We start from the raw sequence: 21,262 nt of genomic DNA on the forward strand, positions 1-21,262 counted from the left end.
GACCGAGCAGGCGCTCGGTGCTTCGGCATGCCACCGCGCGGGTGCGCCCGCTGTGGGCGAAGGAGGGTCACTGATGGCGGTCCGTTCCATCGGATACGTGGACCTGTACACGAAAGACAGCGCGAGCACCGCGCAGCAGCTCGTCTCGGCGTTCGGCTTCACCCGGGCCGGCGAGCTGGCCGGCGGCGATCGCGAGTCGGTGGTGCTGCGCCAGGGCGACGTTCGACTGCTCGTCACCTCGGGCCCGGCGACGTGGAAGTTCGTCGACGCGCACGGCGACGGGATCGCCGACATCGCGCTGGTGTGCGACGACGCCGACGCCACCCGCGACGCCGCGCTGGCCGCGGGCGCCCGCCCCCTCGGCACGCTGCGCGGCCACGCCGTCGTCTCCGGCTTCGGCGACGTGGGCCACACGCTGCTGCCGGCCGCGCCGGACCTGGCCGCGGGGCCGGGCTCGGCGGGCGATCGGCTGCGACTGCTCGACCACGTCGCGGTGTGCCTCGAGGGCGGGACGATCGGCGAACACGCCGAGTTCTACATCCGCGGGTTCGGGATGTCGCGGTACTCCTCGGAGTACGTCGACGTGGGCGAGAACGCGATGGACTCGATCGTGGTGCGCAGCGAGTCCGGCGAGGTGACGTTCACCCTCGTCGCGCCGGACCCGGCCAAGGGCCGCGGCCAGCTCGACGCCTTCCTGAGCCGCAACAGCGGGCCCGGGGTGCAGCATCTGGCATTCCTGGTCGAGGACATCATCGCGGCCGTGCACGATCTGGGCGAGCACGGGGTGCAGTTCCTGAGCACCCCGGACGCCTACTACGACCGGCTGGCCGAGCGGTTCGCGGAGATGCGCGACGAGATCGGGTCGCTGCGCCGAGCGCAGGTCCTCGCCGACCGCGACGAGTGGGGATATCTGCTGCAGCTGTTCAGCCGCTCGCCGTACGAGCGCAACACGCTGTTCTATGAGCTGATCCAGCGGCGCGGGTCACGCGGGTTCGGCAGCGCCAACATCAGGGCGCTCTACGAGGCCGTCGAGCACGACCGCGAGGCCACGGGCTGAACGGCCGCCGGCCCGCTCGAGAGAGCGGGCCGGCATGAGGGCGACCTTGGCGGACGCCGCGGTAGCTCACGTCCTCTGTGCGTGGTCAGTCCACTGCGGACCACGAGTGCTCGGCCCGGATGTACAGCAGCTCGGCCGGGACGCCGCGGCGGGCACAGCGCTCCACCAGCAGGCGGCTCTGGCGGACCTGCTCGGAGTCGGGGTCGTACTCGGAGCCGGTCAGGTGCTTCAGCCACGGCTCCAGGCCCATCGCGTAGGCGAAGACCCGCTGCGCGTTCATCCGCTGGGCCAGCAGATCGGCCTGAGCCGCGTCGGAGCCCTTGAGCCGGCGGCTCTCATTGTCGCGCCGTGCCGCCGGTCGCCGCAGCAGCGGCCCGTAGAGCCAGCTCAGCGGCGCGCCGACGCACTCCAGGCCGATGAACAGCGCGTCGAGCTGGCGGTAGGTGTCGCGGACGAGGTCGTACAGCCGCGGCTCCAGGGGCGTGATGTCGGTGGCGAACAGGAAGGTGCGGCCGGCCGCGCGGACCAGCGGCACCATCTTGGTGCGGATGTCCAGGTCGGCGTGTTCGCCCAGGAACGGCAGCGCGACCACCTCGACGTCCTCGGCCACGCGCACGGCGTCGAGCTCGCCGAGCTCCTGCACATTGCGGAAGCCCAGCACGCCCAGCATGGTCCGCAGGCTGGGGTCCTGCAGGGAGCCACCGGAGCTGCGCGGCACCAGGATCGTGTCGGTGCGCGAGCGCAGCTGGAGCAGCGTCTCCAGGGAGAAGTGGTCGGAGTGGAAGTGGCTGATGACCACGGCGTCCAGGCGGGCCGGCAGATCGGCGATGCTGAAGTGCTCGTGGCCGTCGTCCGCGTAGCCGATCAGCGGGTCGAGCAGGACCGCGGCGCCGGCGGTCTCGACGAGCACGGCGGCGTGGCCGAAGAACCGGGTCCGCACGCGGCCCGGCTCCACCGCGGCGGCCGGGCGCGGCGCGTCGTCGGTGAACAGCGCGGTGAAGTCGGGCAAGGTGTCGGGCTCGAGCTCGAGGCGCTCGGCGAGCTCGCGGGCGTCGACGGGATCGAGCCGGGCGGCGAACAGCGCGTCCCACAGCGGGGAGGAGAAGGGCCGGGCGACGTCGAGGCGGCCGGCGCGGGGCAGGACCGGGCTGCCGTAGACGAACGGCTGGTCCCGCTCCGGCGCCGCGGTGAACGACAGCACCTGGTGCTGGGCGTCGGAGGCGGTTCGCCGGTACAGCAGCGGCTCGAAGAACCGGCAGCCGGCCCGGTGCGCGTTGTCGTAGACCAGCTCGACACAGCCGCGCAGCGTATCGGGCAGCTGGGCGTACAGCGGCTCGAGGCTGCCGCCGGTCGCGTGCCGGTCGAGCAGCTCCTGCACCTGGTCGATGTCGTCGGCGAGCGCGAGGCGATCGCGGCCCTCGCGCAGGGTCGCCTCGAGCAGCGCAGTCACGCCCGCCGGGCCGGCCGGGCCGGGGTTGACGAACGGGCCGCCGTAGAACGCCGGGTTGGCCAGCGCCTCGGCGTGGCGCTCGGGCGCGTCGAGGTAGTTGCGCAGGATCGGCAGGATCCGCTCGCGGAGGTTCAGGGCGCCGGTGTGCGGCGCGATCAGGTACGGCCAGGCGTACCAGCGGTGGATCAGCGGCTGGGCCGCTGCCGACGGGCGCAGGTAGGTCTTCGGGCCCACGGTCATTGTCGTTCGTCACCTTCCAGAGCGGACCGGGTCATTCGTAGCCGTACCGGGTCAGCACCTCGCCGAAGCGCTCGTCGGCCAGCCGCCGGTGCTCGGCGGTGAAGACGTCGCGCCAGGCGCCGATCTGCCCCTGAAAAAACGAGAAGGCGCCCGGGTTGTACAGCGTGTCGACGATGTCCTCCGGGGTGCGCTCGTCGGCGCCGAGGAAGTCGCTGAGGCGCTTGACCGCGCGGACCTGTACCTCGCGCGAGCCGCCGCCGTTGGGCCCGACGAGCTCCTCGAACGAGGTGGCGCAGACGTCGGGGTGGTGCAGCAGCCACGCCATGCGCCGGTAGTCGCCGTCCTGGCACGGGAACGAGTCGTCCTTCAGCGCGTACGTCAGGCGCTGCTCCAGCGACGGCATGGACAGCAGGATGCGGCTGAACGCCGAGAGGTTCCGGAAGGCGCTGAGCCCCCGCCCCGTCTCCCCGCACAGGAAGTTCACGAGCGAGAGCATGGTGTCGCGGGGATCGCGGTAGTTGAAGATGATCCGCGGCTCGCCGGTCTCGGCCCACTCGTGCAGGAAATTGGCATCGATGCGTTTGACGTCGAACTCGTGCAGCATCCAGCACACCCCCTCGGGGGTGTCGGCGAACCGCGAGCCGGCACTGCGGCGCACGGCGTCGGCGACGAGGGAGCTGTTGACCAGCTCCGTGCCGTACAGGTTGACCAGGGGAATGCCGAGACGCTGCTGCCATGACCACGCCAGCGCCTCCCACGCCTGGTCGGTGGCGGCGAGGAACTGCGGCTCCGGCAGGCCCGCCAGCGCCGCCGCCCGCTCAGGCCCGTGCACGAGGCCGGCGATGCGCACGCGGGTCGCGGAGTCGAGCACCGGCCGGCAGTCGGGCGTCACCCGGACGTGGCCGTACACGCCGTAGCCCAGCGCCAGCATCAGCTCCTTGACCAGATGGGTCCCCGACTTCATCAGCGAGATCACGATCACCCGGCTCGCGCGGCCGCTCGTTGGCATCGTCAGCTGGCTCCTATTCGGTGCTCGTTGGGCCGGTCGCCGCTCCGTCGGGCGTGGCCATCCTCACCTCAGGCCGGAAGAGCAGTCAACGACGGCGCAGCCATACACCGGGCCGTTCGACTGCTGCTCCCGACGCAGTCGAACGTCGCGGCGCGCCGAAAAACGTCCGACGAAGGCGCGAACCGTTCGGGTCGCCCACGCAATAGAGAGTCGAGGAAGACGGTCAGGTCACGGAGGTACAGCGATCTTGAACGAGGAGTCTGTGCTCGTCACCCGTTCACTGCACAAGGACTTCGGCGCCGCACCGGCCCTGGTGCACGCGGTCAACGGCGTCGATCTGCAGGTGCGGCGGGGAGAGACGGTCGCCGTGATGGGGCCCAGCGGCTGCGGCAAGTCGACGCTGCTGCACCTGCTCGGCGGCCTGGAGCGGCCGTCGGCCGGCGCGGTGGACGTCGCCGGACAGCCGTTCGACCGGATGAGCGAGAAGCAGCTGGCGCGGGCGCGGCGGGCCACCGTCGGCTTCGTCTTCCAGGCGTTCCATCTCATGGACGAGCTCACCGCGGTGGAGAACGTCGAGCTGCCGGCACTCGTCGCCGGCGTCGCGCCGAAGACGGCACGGGCGCGGGCCACGGCGCTGCTCGAGCAGGTGGGCCTGGCCGGCCGGGCCACCTTCCTGCCCGCCGCGCTGTCCGGCGGGCAGAAGCAGCGCGTCGGGGTGGCCCGCTCGCTCGTCAACGAGCCGACCGTGGTGCTCGCCGACGAGCCGACCGGCAATCTCGACACGGCGGCGACCGAGGACGTGCTCCGGCTCTTCGGCCGGCTGCGCGACGCGGGCCAGACGCTGATCCTGGTCACCCACGACCAGCGCATCGGCGACGCCGCGGACCGGCTCATCAGCATGCGGGACGGCGTGTTCGTCGGCGACACCCGCCCGCCGGCCGGACGCGAGGCGTAGGGCGTGGGCCGCCTGCTGCTCGTCGCCCGCCTCGCGGCGCGCGACGTCAAGCGCCACCCCAGCCAGGCCCTGCTCGTCCTGATCGTGATCGTGGTCGCGACCGGCTCGCTGGGCGTGGGCCTGACGCTCGGCAACATCACCGACCGGCCCTACGAGCAGACCCGGGCCGCGACCGCGGGGCCCGACGTGCTCGCCGAGATCGTCACGCCGCCGGCGGCCCGCGGCCGCCCGGCGAACCTCGGCCCGCTCAACGCGCTGAGCACCGCGCCGGGCGTGGTCGGGCACGGCGGGCCGTACCGGGTGATCCAGGCCCCAGTGCAGGCGGGCGGGCGGCAGGCGACGGCCCTCACGCAGGGCCGCGGCACCGCCCCGGCCGCGATCGACCAGCCGTACGTCACCGACGGCGCCTGGGTCACCGGGGGCGGCGTGGTGGTCGAGCGAGCCTTCGCCACCGCGCTGGGCGTGCGCGTCGGCGACGCCATCACCATCGGCGGTCGCCCGCTGCGCGTCGCCGGGATCGCGGTGTCGGCCTCCATCCCGCCGTACCCCAGCACCTACGACGTCGGCTGGAGCGCCGAGAGCGCCACCCCCGGCGCCGTCACCCCGGGCTTCGTCTGGGTGTCCGACGCCGACCTCGACGGCCTGATCTCGCCGGAGCGCGGCGTCGCGTACTTCCTCGACCTCAGGCTCGCCGACCCGGCGCAGGCCGACGCGTTCGCCGCCGCGCACAGCCCGGGCCCGGGCCTGATCGACGCCGCCACGCCGCGACTGTCCTCCTGGCAGCAGATCCGCGACTGGGACAACCTCACGATCGAGAACGTCCAGCAGGCCTCCGGCATCGGCGGCACCCTGCTCGGGCTGCTGGCGATCACCAGCATCGTCGTGCTCGTCGGCGGCCGGATGGCCGAGCAGCGCCGCCGCGTCGGGCTGCTCAAGGCCGTCGGCGCCACGCCCCTGCTGATCGCCGCCGTGCTGCTGGCCGAGCAGCTGGTCATCGCGGTGGTGGCCGCGGCGCTCGGGCTGTTTGCCGCGCGGCTCGTCGCGCCGCTGCTGACCTCCGCCGGCGACGGCCTGCTGGGCACCGCCGGCTCGCCGGAGATCACCGCGCGGATGGTCGTGATCGTCGCGGCCGCTGCGCTCGGCATCGCCGCCGCGGCCACGCTCGTCCCCGCGCTCGGCGCCGCCCGCTCCAGCACCGTCGCCGCGCTGAACAACGCGCCCCGGGCGCCGCGGCGCAGCACCCGCGTGGTCAACGCGTCGGCCGGGCTGCCGGTCGCCCTGCTCTTCGGGCTGCGGCTGGCCACCCGGCGGCCGCGCCGGAGCATCCTCAACGCAGTCGGATTCCTCATCACGATCGCCGGCATCGTCATCATGCTGTGCGTGTCGACCTTCTACACGCGGGTCTTCACCTCGGCCAGCACCCTGGACAACCCTCGGGTCGACCGCATCCACCAGCTCATCGTGGCCCTCGCCGTGATGGTGGCGATCCTGGCCGTCGTCAACACCGTGTTCATCGCCTGGACGGCGGTCCTGGACTCCAGGCACAGCTCGGCGCTGATCCGCGCGCTGGGCGCGACCTCGGGGCAGGCGGCGCTCGGCCTGTGCGTGGCCCAGCTGGTGCCGGCCATGATCGGCACGGTCGTCGGCATCCCGGCCGGGATCTTCGCGCACCAGGCCCTGCGCCACGGCGACCTGGTGGTGCCCTTCTGGTGGATGCTCGTCGCCGTCGTGCTCGGCGCCCTCGTCGTCGTCAACGTGCTGGCCGGGCTGTCCGCGCAGGCCAGCCGGCGGGTGTCGATCGTGCAGAACCTGCAGGCGGCCGCTTGAGGCCCTGAACGAACGCCGAGCAACGAACCGACTGGCCGAACACCGCGCTACTGGGGGAGTCGACGATGGATGTACAACCAGGTGCGAACGAGTTGTCCGGTGCGGAGGGCCGATGGCTGCCCGCCGCCGACGTGGACAGCCGGCGAGTACCGACCAGCCTGCTGTTACCGGCCGACTCGCCGCGGCTGAGCGGCGAGGACGAGGAGCACGCCCGGATGCTCGCCGAACTCGAGGTGCCGCTGCCGCCGATCATCGTGCACCGCTCGACGATGCGTGTCATCGACGGCATGCACCGGCTGCGCGCGGCCGCCCTACGCGGCGACGAGACAATCGAGGTCCGCTTCTTCGACGGCACCGACTCGGCCGCCTTCCTGCTCGCTGTCCAGTCGAACATCGAGCACGGCCGGCCGCTGTCGCCGGCGGACCGGCACGCCGCGGCCGAGCGCATCGTGGCCACGCACAGCAGCTGGTCCGACCGGGCGATCGCGGCGGCGGCCGGCCTCGGCACGCGGACGGTCGCCGAGATCCGCCGGCAGCTCGCCGACGCCACCCGCGGGCCGGGCGCACCGCGGGCCCGCCAGGGACGCGACGGGCGCTGGCGGCCGATCAACCCCGCCGACGGGCGGCACAAGGCGGAGAACATCCTGCGGGCCGAGCCGAGCACCTCGATGCGGGAGGTGGCCCGCCGCGCCGGGATCTCGCCCGCCACGGCGCTCGACGTGCGCAACCGGCTGCGCGCCGGTGCGGACCCGGTGCAGCCAGGCCGACCGGGCGACCGGCCCGCGGCGCAGGCCGAGCCGCCGCTGCCGCAGCCAGCGGAGCGGGCGCTCGACGACGAGTTCGAGGCTATGCTGCGCGGGCTGGCCAACGACCCGTCGCTGCGCTTCTCCGAGTCCGGGCGCGACATCGTGCGCTGGATGCTGACCCGCCTGGTGCGGCCCAGCGAGTGGCAGGACCTCGCCGACATCGTGCCGAGCCACTGCCGGTACATCCTCGTCACGATCGCCTCGCAGTGCGCCGACGAGTGGCGGCATTTCGCCGACACCCTCGAGCAGCGGGTGCAGGCGTCGGCCTGAGGTCCTCCGGCGCGGCGCCTCAGCTGTCCGAGGTGCCGCGCTGGAGGTCGTCGGCAATCTGGCGCCACTCGTCGGCGCACTGCCGGGCGATGCGGGTCATGATGTACGCGCTGTGGATCGGCACCTTGTCGGAGACTCGGTCGAACTCGGTGGGGTAGGCGACCCGGGTTCGCATCCAGCGCAGCAGCTTGCGGCCAGTCTCGGAGAAGCGCAGCGACGGGTCGCTGGCCAGGCCCTGCATCATCGCGTCGAGGTCGGCGCGCGGCGCCGTCTCCGGCGCGGGCGTCGGCTGCCGCGGCACGTTGCGCCGGGCCGGTTTGCGCGGCGCGGGCACCGGGTCCTCGCCGCGGCGCAGCCGGCTGCGCACGTCCTGCGCGGTGGACAGCGAGACGCCGGCGTCCTTGGCGACGCTGCGTAGCGACGCGTCCGGATCGGTGTTGATGATCTCCGCCGCGCGCAGCCGGCCCTGCGCGAAGTCGGTCGGGCGGATTCGCCCGTCGCGGCCGATCCGCGCGGTGGTCGGCCGGCCGGCCCGCTCCGCCTCGCTCTGGCGGCGCACCTGCGCGACGAGCCGCGAGCTCAGGCCGGTCGCCGCGGCGATCGCGCGGTCGGCCCACTCCGGGTGCGATTCGATGATGCGCTGCGCGGCGGCCGTGCGGTCCTCAAGGGCGAGCGGCCGGCCGTGGCTGATGTTCAGCCTGACCGCCAGGACGAACGCATCGGCCTCGGAGCCGTCGAAGAACAGAACCTCGATCACCGCCTCACCGCGCAGCCGGGCCGCGGCGAGGCGGTGCATGCCGTCGATGACACGCATGGTGCCGCGGTGCACGAGGATCGGCGGCAGCCGGGCCTCGACGCTGGCGAGCAGCCTGATGTGGGCGGCGTCCTCGCCGTTGACGCGCGGTGAGTCGGCGCCGCGCAGGTCGGCGACGGGAACCCGGCAGACGGCCGGATCGGTGCGGAACCGCTCGCCGTCGGGCCCGGTCTCGGCGGCGTCGAACTGCGGGCGCGCAGAATCGTCAGGAACAGGCTGCATCACGTTACCCCCGTGGCACGCGTGACCAGATCACCAATTGTCAGCAGTCGATGACATGGCGACGTTTCGACGTGCATTGGCCAGCGATGACGGCCTGGTTGCCGGACTCCGGCGATGCGAACCGTGATCGGCGGACAACGGCGCCAGCGTATCGAACCCATTTGGAGGGGTCAATGATCTCTCGCGCGCCTGCGGCGGCCACGGCGGGCACTCGGGGCGGATCGACGGCCGGATGCCAGGGCAGGCCGGCCGCCAGCACATGGGTCATATCGACAGTGGTGCCGATCCACCTTCCAACATGCTGCACGGCGACGGCCTACGGGCCGGGGTGATCATCCGTAGGTACGATGCAAGGTGTGTCGATACCCCCGCAGGTCGGTGCTGCCGGAGTACAGGCGACGGTGCTCGATGCGGTGCTAGAGCGGATCACCTACGTCAGCGAGGAGACCGGCTACACGATCGCCCGGGTCGCCACCGAGCGCTCCGGCCAGGATCTGCTGACCGTCGTCGGGTCGCTGCTCGGGGCGCAGCCGGGGGAGAGCCTGCGTCTTGTCGGCCGGTGGGGTTCGCATCCGAAGTACGGCCGGCAGTTCGAAGTGCATTCCTTCACGACCGTCCTGCCAGCCACCGTCCAGGGCATCGAGCGGTACCTGGGATCCGGGCTCATCAAGGGCATCGGCCCCCGGATGGCGGCCCGTATCGTCGGGCACTTCGGCATCGACACGCTGCGGGTCATCGAGGAGGAGCCGGCGCGGCTCGTCGAGGTCCCCGGTCTCGGACCCAAACGCACCAGCATGATCGGTGCCGCCTGGGAGGAACAGAAGGCCATCAAGGAGGTCATGGTCTTCCTGCAGGGCGTCGGCGTGTCGACCTCGCTCGCGGTGCGTATCTACAAGCAGTACGGTGACGCATCGGTCACGGTGGTGCGCCATGAGCCGTACCGGCTCGCCTCCGACGTCTGGGGCATCGGGTTCCGCACCGCGGACACGATCGCCCGCGCGGTCGGCATCCCGGAGGACAGCCCGCAGCGCGTGCAGGCCGGCCTGCAGTACACGCTCTCCGAGGCCACCGACTCCGGGCACTGCTACCTACCCGAGCCCAACCTCATCGCCGACGCGGCCGAGATCCTGTCGGTGCCGCCGGAGCTGGTCCGGTCCTGTCTGGCCGATCTGGTCGCCGCCGAGGGGGTCGTCCGCGAAGCCGTGCCGAATCCGAGCGCGGAGGGCTCGAGTATCCCGGCGGTGTACCTCGTACCCTTCCACCGCGCCGAGACCGCGCTGGCCGGAAGCCTGCTACGGCTGCTGCGCACGCGTGAGGACCGCATGCCCGCGTTCGCGACCGTCGACTGGGACAAGGCCCTCACGTGGCTGCGGACCCGCACACGTGTGGACCTCGCCGATGAACAGCGGGATGCGGTACGCCTTGCGCTCACCGCAAAGGTCGCCGTGCTCACCGGCGGGCCCGGCTGCGGCAAGTCGTTCACCGTCAAGTCGATCATCACTCTGGCCGCGGCGAAGAAGGCCCGGATCGTGCTTGCCGCGCCGACCGGCCGCGCCGCCAAGCGGCTCACCGAGCTGTCCGGGCATCCGGCCACGACCGTGCATCGGCTGCTGCAGCTGCGACCCGGCGGCGATGCGTCCTTCGACCGTGACCACCCGCTCGAGGCCGACCTCGTCGTCGTCGACGAGTCGAGCATGCTCGACCTCATCCTGGCCAACAAGCTCGTCAAGGCCATCCCGGAGGGCGCGCACCTGCTCCTTGTCGGTGACGTCGACCAGTTGCCGTCGGTCGGCGCGGGCGAAGTGCTTCGCGACATCCTGGGCGCGCCGCACATCCCGCGAGTGCGGCTCACAAAGGTGTTCCGGCAGGCTGCACAGTCCGGTGTCGTCGTCAACGCCCACCGCATCAACGCCGGGCAGGCGCCGGTCTTCGGGCAGCACCCCGACTTCTTCCTGTTCCCCGTCGAGGAGCCTGAGGCCACGGCCGACACCATCGTCGACATCGTGGCGAATCGCGTGCCGCGCCGGTTCGGCATCAAACCTCGCGACATCCAGGTGCTGACCCCGATGCACCGCGGCCCCGCCGGCGCGGGTGGCCTCAACGCGAGGCTGCAGGAGGCGATCGCGCCGCACCGGGAGGGCGCCCCCGAACGCCGCCATGGCGCCCGCGTGTTCCGCCTCGGCGACAAGGTGATTCAGATCCGCAACAACTACGAGAAAGGCGCCGCCGGGATCTTCAACGGTACCGTCGGCGTCGTCACCGCCCTCGACCAGACCGACAGGCACCTGACCGTGCGCACCGACGAGGACGAGGACGTCGAATACGACTTCGACGAGCTCGACGAACTGCAGCACGCCTACGCCATCACGGTGCACCGCTCCCAGGGCAGCGAGTATCCGGCGGTCGTCATCCCGGTGACGATGAGCGCTTACACGCTGTTGCAGCGCAATCTGTTGTACACCGCTGTCACTCGGGCAAAGCGCCTGGTCGTGCTCGCTGGCAGCCGCCGGGCCCTTTCGATCGCGGTGCGGACGGCCGGCGCCGGGAGACGTCATACCGCGCTGACGCACCGCATCACCCGAAGCGCGCGCTCATGACCGACGAACGGCGGTCGTCTCGCCATGCTCCACTGGGAATCGGCCCTGCTATCGGGCCCGCCGTGTTCGACCGGCTGGAGGCCGGCCCACTCATGCATGGCGGCCGGTCAGCGGCGCAGGCCGCCGTCGCCGGCCTCGAGCAGCGCACGCGGGTCGTCGTAGACGCGGACCGCACCCGCCTCGAGCAGTTCGGCCGCGCTGATGCCGCCACAGGTCAGGCCGATGCAGGGGATGGCGAGCGCGCCGGCGGCGTGCACGTCCCAGACCGAGTCGCCGACGAACACCACCTCTGCCGGACAGAGCCCGGTCCGGTCGAGCGCGACCTGGATGGTGTTCGGTGCCGGCGTGCTCGCACCGGCGTCGTCGAGCGACGTCGCGGTGTCGATTACGTCGTGTGCGTCGAGGGCGGCCAGCATGATCTCCACCTCGGCCCGGGACGCGGACGAGGTGATCACCGCGCGCAGGCCGCGCTCCGCGACGGACTGCAGCAGTTCCCGCGCGCCGGGCGTGGGACGCACACGCCACCAGTACTGGGCGTAGAGGCTGTTGTGCGCGGCGCGGATGTTGTCGTCGTCGTACCGGTCGTGGCCCGGCCCGAGCAGATGGTCGATGATCCGGTCGGCCTCCATCCCGATGGCGCGATGGATCCTTGCCATCCCGACGTCGCGCTGATATTGCCGGAACGCCTGCCACCACGACACCGTGTGCAGATACGCGGTGTCCACAAGTGTGCCGTCAAGGTCGAAGAACACTCCGCTTGTCATCGCCCTCGCTCCTCATCGCGTGCTGCGCGGACGGCTCAGGGCAGCACGGCGGCGAGCTGCTTGGGCATGCTGGCCTTGACGTCCGCCCACTCGGCCGCCGTGCCGAAGCGCTTCAGCGCGTTGAGCACGACGGTAATGAGGCGTTCGGCGCCGCCCTCGACGTCGAAGGGGAACTCCCGCCGCACACGCGCCTCGAACTCCGCGCGGTGCATCTTCACCGGCACCCGGCTCGGGTCCCAGCCGTCGTAGTAGATGCCGCGGACCAGCATCGGCAGCTGCGCCGCGAGTTGTGCAGACTCGTCGACCGGCAGGCGGTCGCGCAGGGCGTGCAGCACCGCCCGGAGTGCGGCGTACGACTGGTTGCGCCGGGTCCGGGGCCACCCGAACTCCTGCTCGATGTCGTGCAGCAACCGGTTTGTCTTGTCCACGGTGGTGTCGAATGAGTCGTAGCCGGTACCGCCACTCATGTCGTCCTCCTCCGGTAGGTGGAACAGGGCACTACCCGGCCCGGGCCCGGCCATGCGCACGACATGGCCCGGCTCAGGCCCGGTGCTCGTCGATGATCTCGTCCGGCTGGTAGCTGTACGCCGCCTCCCGGACCGACTCGTCGCTCTCCAGTCCGGCGCCCAGGGCGCCGCCGATCGTGGCCACCGACGACGCCAGCCAGGCGATGGCCAGGAAGTCGTCGGTGCCGGCCGGACGGCCGAGAGCGTTGTTCAAGCCGGTTTCGGGCACCAGCAGCAGGACGCCGCCGAGCGCCAGTACGAGCAGCGCCACATACAGTGCGAGCACGCCGACCATGACCGTCAGCACGGTGACCAGGTTGAACAGGATCACCTGCTGCGCTGCGGGGGACCCGCGCGCCGCGCCCGGCGGCACGCGCTCCCACAGCGAGGCGCCCACGATGATGGTCACCACGACCGCCAGCACCGCACCGACACTGAGCAGGGCCAGCCGCACCCGGCTGTACTCCACCGCGAGCCGCCAGATGTCGCTTGTGACAAGCGCGAAAACACCGGCGGTGATCGCTGCGACGAGGGCCCTCGACAGCCCGATCGTCATCCGCCACGGCCGGTTGGCGCGCAGCATGCCGAGCAGCAGGCGCAGGTTTCCGGTCACCACACCGGCGACCAGGCCGATGCCGCCATGGTCGGCCTCCACCGGGCCGCCGAGCTGTCGGGCGGTGTCCTCGTCGTTCCCGGCGAGCAGGGCGGTCACGAGCCGGACGATCGTCTCGAGGGCACGGCTGGTGACCGCGACCGGCCCGAGCGCCGGAACTGACAGTACCGCGACCGAATGGCTGGCGCTGGCGTGCGCGACAACCGGCCGCCGGGACCGCTGCAGTGGCAGATCGGTCAGGCACACCGTGAGCTGCCAGCCCTCCTGCAACATCCGGTGACGGGCGGCGTCGATCAGCTCGGACAGCCCGGAGGGATGCTCGACGAGCCGATCGACGCTGACACGGACGGTCCACGCGGCGTCGGGCGAACCGCGGGCGAGCATGTCCGGAAGCTGGTCGACGACCTGGCGGGCCAGATCCGCAGCCGACCCGGGTGACGCGACCAGCCCGACGATCACCGGGCCGTCGGCTTCAGCGTTCGACGTCCGCCGCGGCTTCGTCGACGGCAAACTCCAGCTCCGCCAGCGAGTAGCCGCCATCGTGCCGAGCGCCGTTGATGAAGAACGTGGGCGTGCCGTTGACCCCGCTGTGGACCCCGCCGACGAAGTCCGAACGGATCTTGGCGAGGTACTGGTGGCCGCGGATCGCCCCGGCGATCGCCTCGTCGTCGAGCCCCAGCGCCTCCGCGCCCGCGAGGATGGTCGTCGCGTCGAGCTGGGGCTGGTGCTCGAAGAGCCAGTCGTGCATCGGCCAGAAGCGGCTCTGGGCGCCGGCCGCCTCGGCGGCTTCGGCCGCCATCTCGGCGAACGGGTGGACGTTCGTCAGTGGGAAGTGCCGGAACACGAACCGGATCGTGCCCTGCCGCCGGCGCAGCAGCTCGCCCACGATCGGGTGCGCCCCCGCGCAGTACGGGCACTGGTAGTCGCCGTACTCGACGAGCGTGACCGGGGCGTCGGCGGGCCCCAGCGTGTGGTCGCGTTCGGTGACCGGTACGGCGAGCCGGGCGCTCGCAGTCTGCAGCGGTGTCGTCATGGTGTCTCGCCCTTCAACTCATCACGGCGCGCCTGGTTCGCCTCGCGGCGTCCGGCGACCTGCTCGGCCACGTCCACGTCCCGACGGTCATCCGGCTGGATCTGCGGACCCTTGTGCTGGGCCGACAGATCCGCCAGCGCATTGAGGATGCCGTCCGCCCCCGGGTTCAGCCCGCGCGGCGAAAGGTGGCTCCAGAACACCAGGCCGTCCGGGTCGATCACGTACAACGCGCGTTCGGCAACGCCGTCATCATCGGAGTAAGCCCCGTACTGCCGGGCGACGTCACCCTTCGGATGGAAGTCGGACAGGAGCGGAAAGCGTATGGCCCGGTTTTCGGCGAACGCGCGGTGGCACCATACGCCGTCGACCGAGATGCCCACGGGAATGGCGTCATAGCGGGCGAACTCCGGCAGTACCGTCTGGTACAGCGTCATCTGGTCGCCGCACACCGGGCTCCAGTCCGCCGGATAGAACGCGAGCACCACCGGACCACCCTGCAGATCGGACAACGCCACCCGCTGGTCGGGTGTGCTCGGCAGCTCGAAGTCCGGCGCCCGTTGACCAGACGGCAGCAGCCCTCGTTCCTTAGACATGCCACCATCCTCCGTGGGCCGGGAATGGGACCGCATCACCCGCTCGGCGTGAGTGGCGGACGCACAAGCCGGTCGTGACCATGCCCGCGGACACGCCCGTCACCGACGCTCTCGGCTGACGGACGCATCCGGCGCCATTGCGCAACGGCGGTCAGGGCTCGACGGTGATGCGGTTCTTGACAGTGGTCACGCCCGGCGCCGACCACGCGGCCCGCTCCGCCTGCTCGCGTTCGGCCCAGGAGTGCACGGTGCCCTTGAGCACGACCGTGTCACCCTGCACGTCGATGTCGATCTGCTTGGCATCCACCTCGGCGGCACGGATGAGCGCCTCCTGGATCTTCCGCCGCAGCGCTTCGGGCGAGGGGTTGCTCTTCGGGCGCACCGTGACGAGGTTGGTGACGCCCCGCACGCCGGTCAGCCGGCGGACCTGCCGTTCGGCTTCCCGCCGCTGGTACTCCCACTCGACCTCGCCGCGCAGCGTCACCCACCCGTTGGACACCGAGGCGGTGACCGCATCGGGCGGCAGCACCGCATCCCATTCCAAGGCCCGGGCCACGGCCGCGGCGATGTCGGCGTCGGTGCGTTCCGCCCAGCCCGGGAGCCGGACCTCGATGTCGTTGGCCACGGCCCGGACCCCGCGCACGCGCTCCACGGCCCGTTCCGCGGCCCACTTCTTGACGAAGCTGTCGACCCACCCGGTCAGCGTGACGACCCCGCCCTTGACGATCACTCCGATCTCGTTGGGTTGCAGACGGGCATCCCACTTGAGTTCGGTGAGGACGTCGCGCTGGATCTGTTCGTCGGTGCGGCTCTCGGTCGTTGTTGCGCTGGTCATTGGCTGCCTCCTGCACGCCACCACGGCGATCGGTATGCGGACGCCCCGATGTTCGGCCCCTGCCGGATGACGCGGCACCGCCTCGCCCGGATGACGTGCGGATCCCGGCGCCACGGCGGCAACGCCGGCGATGCGGGCGTGCGGGCGCGGTTAGGCGGCGCCGATTCGGGTAGTCGCTCGAGTTCGCCGCGCGGCCTGCGGCCGAAGCGGGTCGGCTCGGAGCCTCCGGTCCGGCAGTGCCCGTTGGGCGCTTCCCGCTCCCGCCCGGCTCACGGCGCTGAGCCGCGCTGCCCCACTTCCTAGGAGGTGTACGCCTCAGCCCGAACGACCGAGGACATCCAGCCACGGGTGATCGGCAGGTGCGGTCGCCACCGGCAAACGACAGGAGCATGACATGACTCGCCCAAGCCACGGCGCTTTCAGCGTGCGTAACAATGGGACCATGCCGCGGGGCCCGTCCGGCACCCGTCCGGCGATGCGTGACGACAGTATCGCCGAGGGCCGTACCGGCACCCCGCAGGCCACCGTCGCGGTCGCCAGCTACGACGACTACGCAAGCGCACAACGCGCTGTCGACTTCCTCTCCGACAACAACTTCCCGGTCGACCGCGTCCGGATCGTCGGCTCCGACCTGCGGCTGGTCGAGCAGGTGCACGGTCGGCTGACGACCGGCCGGGCGGCGCTCGCCGGCGCCGGCACCGGCGCGTGGTTCGGTCTGCTGATCGGCATCCTGCTCGGCGCGTTCGCCGTCGGCGCATGGTGGCGGGTCCTGCTCTTCGCCGTCATCGCCGGCGCCGTCTGGGGCGCCGTCTGGGGCGCGATCGCCCACGCCATGACCAGAGGCGAACGCGACTTCACCTCCACCCCGACCCTGCAGGCCGACCACTACACCGTCATCGTCGACGCCGACGTCGCCGACCAGGCCCGCGAGATGCTCAGCCGGCTGCCGAGCGACCCGCACAGCTGACCGGCAGCCTCGAGCGCGTCCGGCACCATCCCCGCTCGGCGGGACGCCTCGGCCGGCTTGCAGTCCGGCCGCGGCGGCCGCCAGAAAGGGTCCATCATGGCCAGACCGGTAGTCGTGATCGTCGGGGCCGGGTTCGGCGGCTATCACGCGGCGCGTACGCTGTCGCGGCTCGCCCGCGGCAGAGCCCAGGTCGTCGTGGTCAATCCGACCGACCACTTCCTGTATGTGCCGCTGTTGCCTGAGGTCGCCACGGGCCTGCTCGAGCCGCGCCGGATCGCGGTGTCGGTGCCTGAGACGCTGCCCGGCGTCCGGCTCATCCTGGGCGACGTCGACGGCGTCGACCTCGCCGCGCGCCGAGTGCGGTGGACCGACCCGGAGGACCGGCCCGGGCAGATCCGCTACGACCGGCTGGTCCTCGCCGCCGGCAGTGTCAGCAAGGTCCTGCCGATCCCCGGCGTGGCCGAGCACGCGCACGGCTTGCGGACCAACCCGGAGGCCCTGTACCTGCGCGATCACATGACCCGCCAGATCGAGCTGGCCGACGCGACTGACGATCCGGACGAACGGGCGGCGCGGTCCACGTTCGTCGTGGTCGGCGCCGGCTACACCGGCACCGAGATCGCGGCGCAGGGGGCGCTCTACACCGATGTGCTGTACTCGCGGCATCCGCGTCTCCGCGGGCAGCGACCGCGCTGGTTCGTGCTCGACGTCGCGGACCGGGTGCTGCCCGAACTGGACGAGCGGCTGTCGCGCACGGCCGATCGGGTGCTTCGCGAACGAGGCGTCGACGTCCGCCTGGGCACGTCGGTGCACGAGGCCACTCACGACGGTGTCCGGCTCACCGATGGCAGCTTCGTGCCCACCCACTCGCTGATCTGGTGCGTCGGGGTGCGCCCGGACCCGTTGGTCGGCCAGCTCGGCCTGGAGACTGTGAACGGGCGGCTGGTGGTCGACGAGTACCTCAACGTGCCCGGCCACCCCGAGGTCTACGCCTGCGGCGACGCCGCCGCTGTGCCGGACCTGACCCGGCCCGGGCAGCTCACGCCGATGACCGCACAGCACGCGGAGCGGCAGGGCAGACGGATCGCCCACAACATCGCCGCGTCATACCGACAGGGGCGGCGACGGCCGTACAAGCATCACGATCTGGGCTTTGTCGTTGACCTCGGCGGCGTGCAGGCGGCGGCGAACCCGCTCGGTGTGCCCCTGACCGGGTTGCCGGCCAGGACCGTGGCCCGCGCCTACCACCTGCTGTCACTGCCCGGCAACCGTGTCCGTACCGCGGCCGACTGGGTGCTGGACGCGGTGCTGTCACGCCAGACGGCGCAGCTGGGTCTCGTACCGCCGCCGGGAGTGCCGCTGGGCACCGCCTCGCCGGAGCGCGTCGTGGCGCGCTCCTGACGGCGACGACGTCTCGGTGGCCCCGCGCGGCCGCCGCCGGCCCACACCTGCCGGGAGCGCCGCGCCCGGCCGGAACGGGCCTGGGCACGGCAATCGTCGGGCCAGGAGCTCTCAGGGCGCGTGGGATGCGCTCTGGACCGGATTGAACGCGTCGTCGGGCGCATCTGCACCGACCGGCTGAAAGATGTACCGGAGGAAATCGGCGCCCGCCTCGTTCTCCGTGCTGCCCGGCCACTGCCCGCCGGCGTCGACGCCGACCACCTGGTGCCGGCCGGTGGCGTCGTCCTCGACCATGGCCCAGACCGTGATCGGGTAGGACCGGGTGATGTCCGGACCGATCCGCCAACGGGCAAACCAACCCGGGGGAGCCGGAACAATGTCAACGATAGTGTTCACCGCCGCCTACTATCCCCGCGATCGGGTTTTATTCGTGCACGGTTCGGGGTAGGGCGGCCGCCGTGACGACCACAGTGCGCTTCGACCTCGACGAGACCCGTGCCAGTCTCTGCCTCACCGAGGTTGGCGAGATCACCCAGAAACGGATGCGATGATGGCAGATTTTCTCGACACGGGCCTGGTCGACGCGTTCTGTTCGGGCGACCGGCGGGGCGAAAACGAGCTCGCCGGTCAGGTCGCACGGCTGCTGCCGTTCCGCGGGTCACTGCCCAACCGGACAGTCGATGCCCTCACCCGCCTGGTGCGCTGCCTCGGCGGCGAGGAGCGGCTGCTGCCGTGGCTCGGCGAGCATCCCGGCGTGCCGCAGGTCGTGGCCGCGGTGTACGCACTCGTCGGACTGCTGGACCGGATCGGCGACGACCCCGGTGTCGCCGATGCCCTGCCCGACATCGTACGGAACGGTGGGCTGCCGGCACTGCTGGAGGCGCACCTGGTGCCGGCGCCGGTCGACGCCCGCACGAGCCGCGAGACCCTCGCCAGCCTCGGCGGGCAGCTGGAGTTGATGCTCGGCGAGGAGCGATTCACCGACGCCGTCCAACTCGCCGCCGCCACTGTGGATCTGCTCCGGGCGGTGGGCGGGCCGGACGACCTCCGCCGTGCGCTCGACGCGATCCGCGCCGACCTCGACGCGGTGATGGTGACCGGGACGTGACGGTGGTCGGGCCGCCGTCGTGGTCAGCACCGCCCGGACACCGCAGAGCCGCGAACCGGTCACTCCTGCCGAGTCCCAGGCCCAGTGCGGCGCGGTTCGTCGCGGAAAGTCGCGGCCGGAGCGCGACAAGTCGTACCGGGTGGGTACATGCCTCCCGTGGCGGCGACGCTGGGAAAGGTGAGTGGCCCGGCGAGCTCGGCGTGGGCGCCGCTGCGCGCGCCCACCTTCCGCGCGCTGTGGATCGCGATGCTGATCAGCAACATCGGCACGTGGATGCAGACCGTCGGCGCCCAATGGCTGCTGGTGTCGATCCCGGGCGCGGACATCCTCGTCGCGTTGGTGCAGACGGCCACCACGCTGCCGGGTCTGCTGCTCGCGCTGCCCTCCGGCGTACTCGCGGACATCTTCGACCGGCGCCACCTGCTCATCGCCGTCCAGCTGTTCATGACGACCATCGCTGTCGCGATGGCGGTCGCGACTGCACTCGGCGGGATGACGCCGACGCTGATCCTGACGCTGACGTTCGCACTCGGCTCCGGCGCGGCGCTGACGGTCCCGGCCTTCGGCGCGCTCATCCCCGAGCTGGTACCGCGCCGGGAACTGGCCCGCGCCTCGGCGCTCGGCGCCGTCAGCGTCAATCTCGCCCGCGCCATCGGCCCGGCACTGGCCGGCCTCGTGATCGCGTGGATCGGCGTCGCGGCCGTGTTCGCGATCAACGCCTTGTCGATCGCGGTGTTCGCGGCCGTGCTCATCGCCTGGCGGCCGGGGACGATGACCTCGAGCGAGGACCCCGAGCGCTTCCTGGCCGCGCTGCGCGCCGGCGGCCGGTACGTGCGCCACTCCCCGGTGACCCGACGGATCCTGGTGCGCGCCGCGCTGTTCATAGTGCCCGCCAGCGCGCTGTGGGCGCTGCTGCCGCTCGTGGCGAGCCGGCTGCTGGGCGCCGGCGCGAGCGGTTACGGCGCGCTGATGGCCTCTCTCGGCGTCGGCGCGATCGTCGGCGCGATCGTGCTGCCGCACCTGCACCGGCTGCTGCCGACGAACCTCGCGATGTTCGTGGCCAGTGCCACCTACGCCGGCTCCCTGTTGCTGATCGCGCTGTGGCACGACCTCGTCGCCGTGGCCGTCGCGCTCGTGCCGGCCGGTATCGCGTGGGTGGCGGTCCTGTCCACCATCAACGCGCAGATGCAGCTGTTCCTGCCGGTGTGGGTGCGGGCCCGCGGGCTCTCGGCGTACCAGGTCGTGATCTTCGGCGGGCAGGCACTCGGAGCGCTGCTGTGGGGAACGGTGGCCACCCACGCCGGCGTGGCTTCGGCCTTCGCGATCGCCGGCGCGGTGATGCTGCTCGGCGCCGCCACCATCCGGCTGCTGCCGCTGTTCGACACCCGCCACTTCGACCGGAACCCGACGGTGTACTGGCCGGAGCCCCATCTCGAACTCGAACCTGAGCCCGAGACGGGCCCGGTACTCGTCATCGTGACCTACCGGGTCGAGCCGGCGAACGAGGCCGCGTTCGTGGAAGCCTTGGCGCAGGTGGGGGAAGGCCGGCGGCGCACCGGCGCGACACAATGGCAGCTGTACCGCCAGGGCGAGCATCCGTGGACGTTCGTGGAGGTCTTCCAGGTGCCGAGCTGGGGCGAGCACATTCGCCAGCACTACCATCGGGCGACGGGCTTCGAGGTCGAGGCGGAGCGCCGGGCGTACGCGCTCGCCGTGACCGCCCCCGAGGTCGCGCACCTCCTGCCGGCCGGGGCGCGCGCGGGACACGCTCTGCCGGCCGGCGCCCCGAGCGAGCGTTGAGCGCGGGCGTGCGCGGCGGCCTGTCGCGGCATGCAGCGCGCCGCCCCCTAGGGAATGCGGGTCCATGGTGGCTGCGCATGTTCGGCGCCGGCACCGCCGGGTAGGTGCGCGTCATGACCACTGTTGACGAGGTGCTGCGATACCTCAACGAGCTGGACTATCCGGCGACAAGGGACGAAATTGTGCAGGAGGCTGAGCGTGAGGGCGCGCCGGCTGCGGTGCTTCGGGCGCTGCGCGGCATGCCACCCGTCGAGTACCGCAACAAGGACGAGGTGGCCCGCTCGGCGAAGACGGACATCGCCGAGGAGACCCCGGCGGAGAAGGGTGCCAAGGCCAGGGACAAGAAGCATCAGCGGGTGGCCGAATACCTGCGCGACACGACCTGAACTGCGCGG

General features: G+C 71.8%; 20 protein-coding genes. 10 read left to right on the forward strand and 10 right to left on the reverse strand.

Features of this window, described 5'->3' with window-relative positions:
- Window positions 1-73 precede the first annotated feature (73 nt).
- Complete coding sequence (hppD, locus tag Dvina_RS18635; protein ID WP_223103738.1) at window positions 74-1,057, forward strand: 4-hydroxyphenylpyruvate dioxygenase; 984 nt, start codon at window positions 74-76, stop codon at window positions 1,055-1,057.
- 85 nt (window positions 1,058-1,142) lie between these two features.
- On the opposite strand, the gene Dvina_RS18640 is transcribed toward hppD, so the two are convergent.
- Complete coding sequence (locus Dvina_RS18640; RefSeq protein WP_223103739.1) at window positions 1,143-2,747, reverse strand: MBL fold metallo-hydrolase; 1,605 nt, start codon at window positions 2,745-2,747, stop codon at window positions 1,143-1,145.
- A gap of 31 nt (window positions 2,748-2,778) precedes the next feature.
- Window positions 2,779-3,756: a sulfotransferase domain-containing protein gene (locus Dvina_RS18645; protein ID WP_223106269.1), complete on the reverse strand. Its 978-nt coding sequence runs from the start codon at window positions 3,754-3,756 to the stop codon at window positions 2,779-2,781.
- 247 nt (window positions 3,757-4,003) lie between these two features.
- Here Dvina_RS18645 and Dvina_RS18650 point away from each other — a divergent pair, with 247 nt between their 5' ends.
- From Dvina_RS18650 to Dvina_RS18660, 3 genes are all read left to right on the forward strand, one after another.
- A complete protein-coding gene (locus Dvina_RS18650; RefSeq protein ID WP_246656303.1) occupies window positions 4,004-4,711 on the forward strand; it encodes an ABC transporter ATP-binding protein in 708 nt (235 codons plus the stop codon).
- A gap of 3 nt (window positions 4,712-4,714) precedes the next feature.
- Window positions 4,715-6,538 (forward strand): FtsX-like permease family protein, encoded by a 1,824-nt coding sequence (locus tag Dvina_RS18655; protein WP_223103740.1) that lies wholly within the window; start codon window positions 4,715-4,717, stop codon window positions 6,536-6,538.
- Between the two features lie 65 nt (window positions 6,539-6,603).
- On the forward strand, window positions 6,604-7,614 hold the full coding sequence (locus tag Dvina_RS18660; RefSeq protein ID WP_223103741.1) for a ParB and winged helix-turn-helix domain-containing protein: 1,011 nt from the start codon (window positions 6,604-6,606) through the stop codon (window positions 7,612-7,614).
- Window positions 7,615-7,633: 19 nt separating this feature from the next.
- Here Dvina_RS18660 and Dvina_RS18665 read toward each other — a convergent pair whose 3' ends face one another.
- Window positions 7,634-8,650 (reverse strand): ParB/RepB/Spo0J family partition protein, encoded by a 1,017-nt coding sequence (locus tag Dvina_RS18665; protein ID WP_223103742.1) that lies wholly within the window; start codon window positions 8,648-8,650, stop codon window positions 7,634-7,636.
- A 362-nt stretch (window positions 8,651-9,012) separates the two neighbouring features.
- Between Dvina_RS18665 and recD2 the strand changes: the two genes are divergently transcribed.
- Window positions 9,013-11,247, forward strand: a complete 2,235-nt coding sequence (recD2, locus tag Dvina_RS18670; protein WP_246656551.1) for an SF1B family DNA helicase RecD2 — start codon at window positions 9,013-9,015, stop codon at window positions 11,245-11,247.
- A gap of 107 nt (window positions 11,248-11,354) precedes the next feature.
- On the opposite strand, the gene Dvina_RS18675 is transcribed toward recD2, so the two are convergent.
- From Dvina_RS18675 to Dvina_RS18700, 6 genes are all read right to left on the reverse strand, one after another.
- On the reverse strand, window positions 11,355-12,011 hold the full coding sequence (locus Dvina_RS18675; protein WP_223103744.1) for an HAD family hydrolase: 657 nt from the start codon (window positions 12,009-12,011) through the stop codon (window positions 11,355-11,357).
- 35 nt (window positions 12,012-12,046) lie between these two features.
- Window positions 12,047-12,478 carry a DUF2267 domain-containing protein gene (locus Dvina_RS18680; RefSeq protein WP_223103745.1) on the reverse strand — a complete coding sequence of 144 codons (432 nt, stop codon included), beginning with the start codon at window positions 12,476-12,478 and terminating at the stop codon, window positions 12,047-12,049.
- A 73-nt stretch (window positions 12,479-12,551) separates the two neighbouring features.
- Window positions 12,552-13,589, reverse strand: a complete 1,038-nt coding sequence (locus Dvina_RS18685; protein ID WP_223103746.1) for a hypothetical protein — start codon at window positions 13,587-13,589, stop codon at window positions 12,552-12,554.
- Between the two features lie 13 nt (window positions 13,590-13,602).
- Window positions 13,603-14,163, reverse strand: a complete 561-nt coding sequence (locus tag Dvina_RS18690; RefSeq protein WP_223103747.1) for a DsbA family protein — start codon at window positions 14,161-14,163, stop codon at window positions 13,603-13,605.
- Window positions 14,160-14,756 carry a redoxin domain-containing protein gene (locus Dvina_RS18695; protein ID WP_223103748.1) on the reverse strand — a complete coding sequence of 199 codons (597 nt, stop codon included), beginning with the start codon at window positions 14,754-14,756 and terminating at the stop codon, window positions 14,160-14,162. Before Dvina_RS18695 ends, Dvina_RS18690 begins: the two co-directional genes overlap by 4 nt.
- Window positions 14,757-14,907: 151 nt before the next feature.
- A complete protein-coding gene (locus Dvina_RS18700) occupies window positions 14,908-15,591 on the reverse strand; it encodes a BON domain-containing protein (RefSeq protein WP_223103749.1) in 684 nt (227 codons plus the stop codon).
- Window positions 15,592-15,985: 394 nt separating this feature from the next.
- On the opposite strand from Dvina_RS18700, the gene Dvina_RS18705 reads away from it, so the two are divergent.
- Both Dvina_RS18705 and Dvina_RS18710 read left to right on the forward strand, forming a co-directional pair.
- Window positions 15,986-16,558, forward strand: a complete 573-nt coding sequence (locus tag Dvina_RS18705) for a YflT domain-containing protein (protein ID WP_425516550.1) — start codon at window positions 15,986-15,988, stop codon at window positions 16,556-16,558.
- 96 nt (window positions 16,559-16,654) lie between these two features.
- Window positions 16,655-17,959: an NAD(P)/FAD-dependent oxidoreductase gene (locus tag Dvina_RS18710; RefSeq protein WP_223103751.1), complete on the forward strand. Its 1,305-nt coding sequence runs from the start codon at window positions 16,655-16,657 to the stop codon at window positions 17,957-17,959.
- A 111-nt stretch (window positions 17,960-18,070) separates the two neighbouring features.
- Here Dvina_RS18710 and Dvina_RS18715 read toward each other — a convergent pair whose 3' ends face one another.
- On the reverse strand, window positions 18,071-18,355 hold the full coding sequence (locus Dvina_RS18715; RefSeq protein WP_223103752.1) for a hypothetical protein: 285 nt from the start codon (window positions 18,353-18,355) through the stop codon (window positions 18,071-18,073).
- Window positions 18,356-18,506: 151 nt separating this feature from the next.
- Between Dvina_RS18715 and Dvina_RS18720 the strand changes: the two genes are divergently transcribed.
- The 3 genes from Dvina_RS18720 to Dvina_RS18730 all read left to right on the forward strand — a co-directional run bounded on the left by Dvina_RS18720 (window position 18,507) and on the right by Dvina_RS18730 (window position 21,253).
- The gene (locus Dvina_RS18720; protein WP_223103753.1) at window positions 18,507-19,067 is read left to right on the forward strand and encodes a hypothetical protein; all 561 of its coding nucleotides are present in this window, start codon (window positions 18,507-18,509) and stop codon (window positions 19,065-19,067) included.
- 177 nt (window positions 19,068-19,244) lie between these two features.
- Window positions 19,245-20,867 carry an MFS transporter gene (locus Dvina_RS18725; RefSeq protein ID WP_343217167.1) on the forward strand — a complete coding sequence of 541 codons (1,623 nt, stop codon included), beginning with the start codon at window positions 19,245-19,247 and terminating at the stop codon, window positions 20,865-20,867.
- A gap of 113 nt (window positions 20,868-20,980) precedes the next feature.
- Entirely contained in the window at window positions 20,981-21,253 is a 273-nt protein-coding gene (locus Dvina_RS18730; RefSeq protein WP_223103755.1) for a DUF2795 domain-containing protein, read from the forward strand.
- The last annotated feature ends 9 nt before the right edge of the window (window positions 21,254-21,262 follow it).

Source organism: Dactylosporangium vinaceum, from assembly GCF_019904175.1.
GTDB lineage: Bacteria > Actinomycetota > Actinomycetes > Mycobacteriales > Micromonosporaceae > Dactylosporangium > Dactylosporangium vinaceum.

Excerpts from the sequence above, each read along its gene's own strand:
- Dvina_RS18660 (WP_223103741.1), top strand. The coding sequence starts at position 6,604 with ATGGATGTACAACCAGGTGCGAACGAGTTGTCCGGTGCGGAGGGCCGA.
- Dvina_RS18730 (WP_223103755.1), top strand. The coding sequence starts at position 20,981 with ATGACCACTGTTGACGAGGTGCTGCGATACCTCAACGAGCTGGACTAT.
- Dvina_RS18665 (WP_223103742.1), bottom strand. The coding sequence starts at position 8,650 with ATGCAGCCTGTTCCTGACGATTCTGCGCGCCCGCAGTTCGACGCCGCC.
- Dvina_RS18720 (WP_223103753.1), top strand. The coding sequence starts at position 18,507 with ATGATGGCAGATTTTCTCGACACGGGCCTGGTCGACGCGTTCTGTTCG.
- hppD (WP_223103738.1), top strand. The coding sequence starts at position 74 with ATGGCGGTCCGTTCCATCGGATACGTGGACCTGTACACGAAAGACAGC.
- Dvina_RS18710 (WP_223103751.1), top strand. The coding sequence starts at position 16,655 with ATGGCCAGACCGGTAGTCGTGATCGTCGGGGCCGGGTTCGGCGGCTAT.
- Dvina_RS18680 (WP_223103745.1), bottom strand. The coding sequence starts at position 12,478 with ATGAGTGGCGGTACCGGCTACGACTCATTCGACACCACCGTGGACAAG.
- Dvina_RS18700 (WP_223103749.1), bottom strand. The coding sequence starts at position 15,591 with ATGACCAGCGCAACAACGACCGAGAGCCGCACCGACGAACAGATCCAG.
- Dvina_RS18640 (WP_223103739.1), bottom strand. The coding sequence starts at position 2,747 with ATGACCGTGGGCCCGAAGACCTACCTGCGCCCGTCGGCAGCGGCCCAG.
- Dvina_RS18675 (WP_223103744.1), bottom strand. The coding sequence starts at position 12,011 with ATGACAAGCGGAGTGTTCTTCGACCTTGACGGCACACTTGTGGACACC.
- Dvina_RS18695 (WP_223103748.1), bottom strand. The coding sequence starts at position 14,756 with ATGTCTAAGGAACGAGGGCTGCTGCCGTCTGGTCAACGGGCGCCGGAC.
- Dvina_RS18645 (WP_223106269.1), bottom strand. The coding sequence starts at position 3,756 with ATGCCAACGAGCGGCCGCGCGAGCCGGGTGATCGTGATCTCGCTGATG.
- Dvina_RS18690 (WP_223103747.1), bottom strand. The coding sequence starts at position 14,163 with ATGACGACACCGCTGCAGACTGCGAGCGCCCGGCTCGCCGTACCGGTC.
- Dvina_RS18705 (WP_425516550.1), top strand. The coding sequence starts at position 15,986 with ATGACTCGCCCAAGCCACGGCGCTTTCAGCGTGCGTAACAATGGGACC.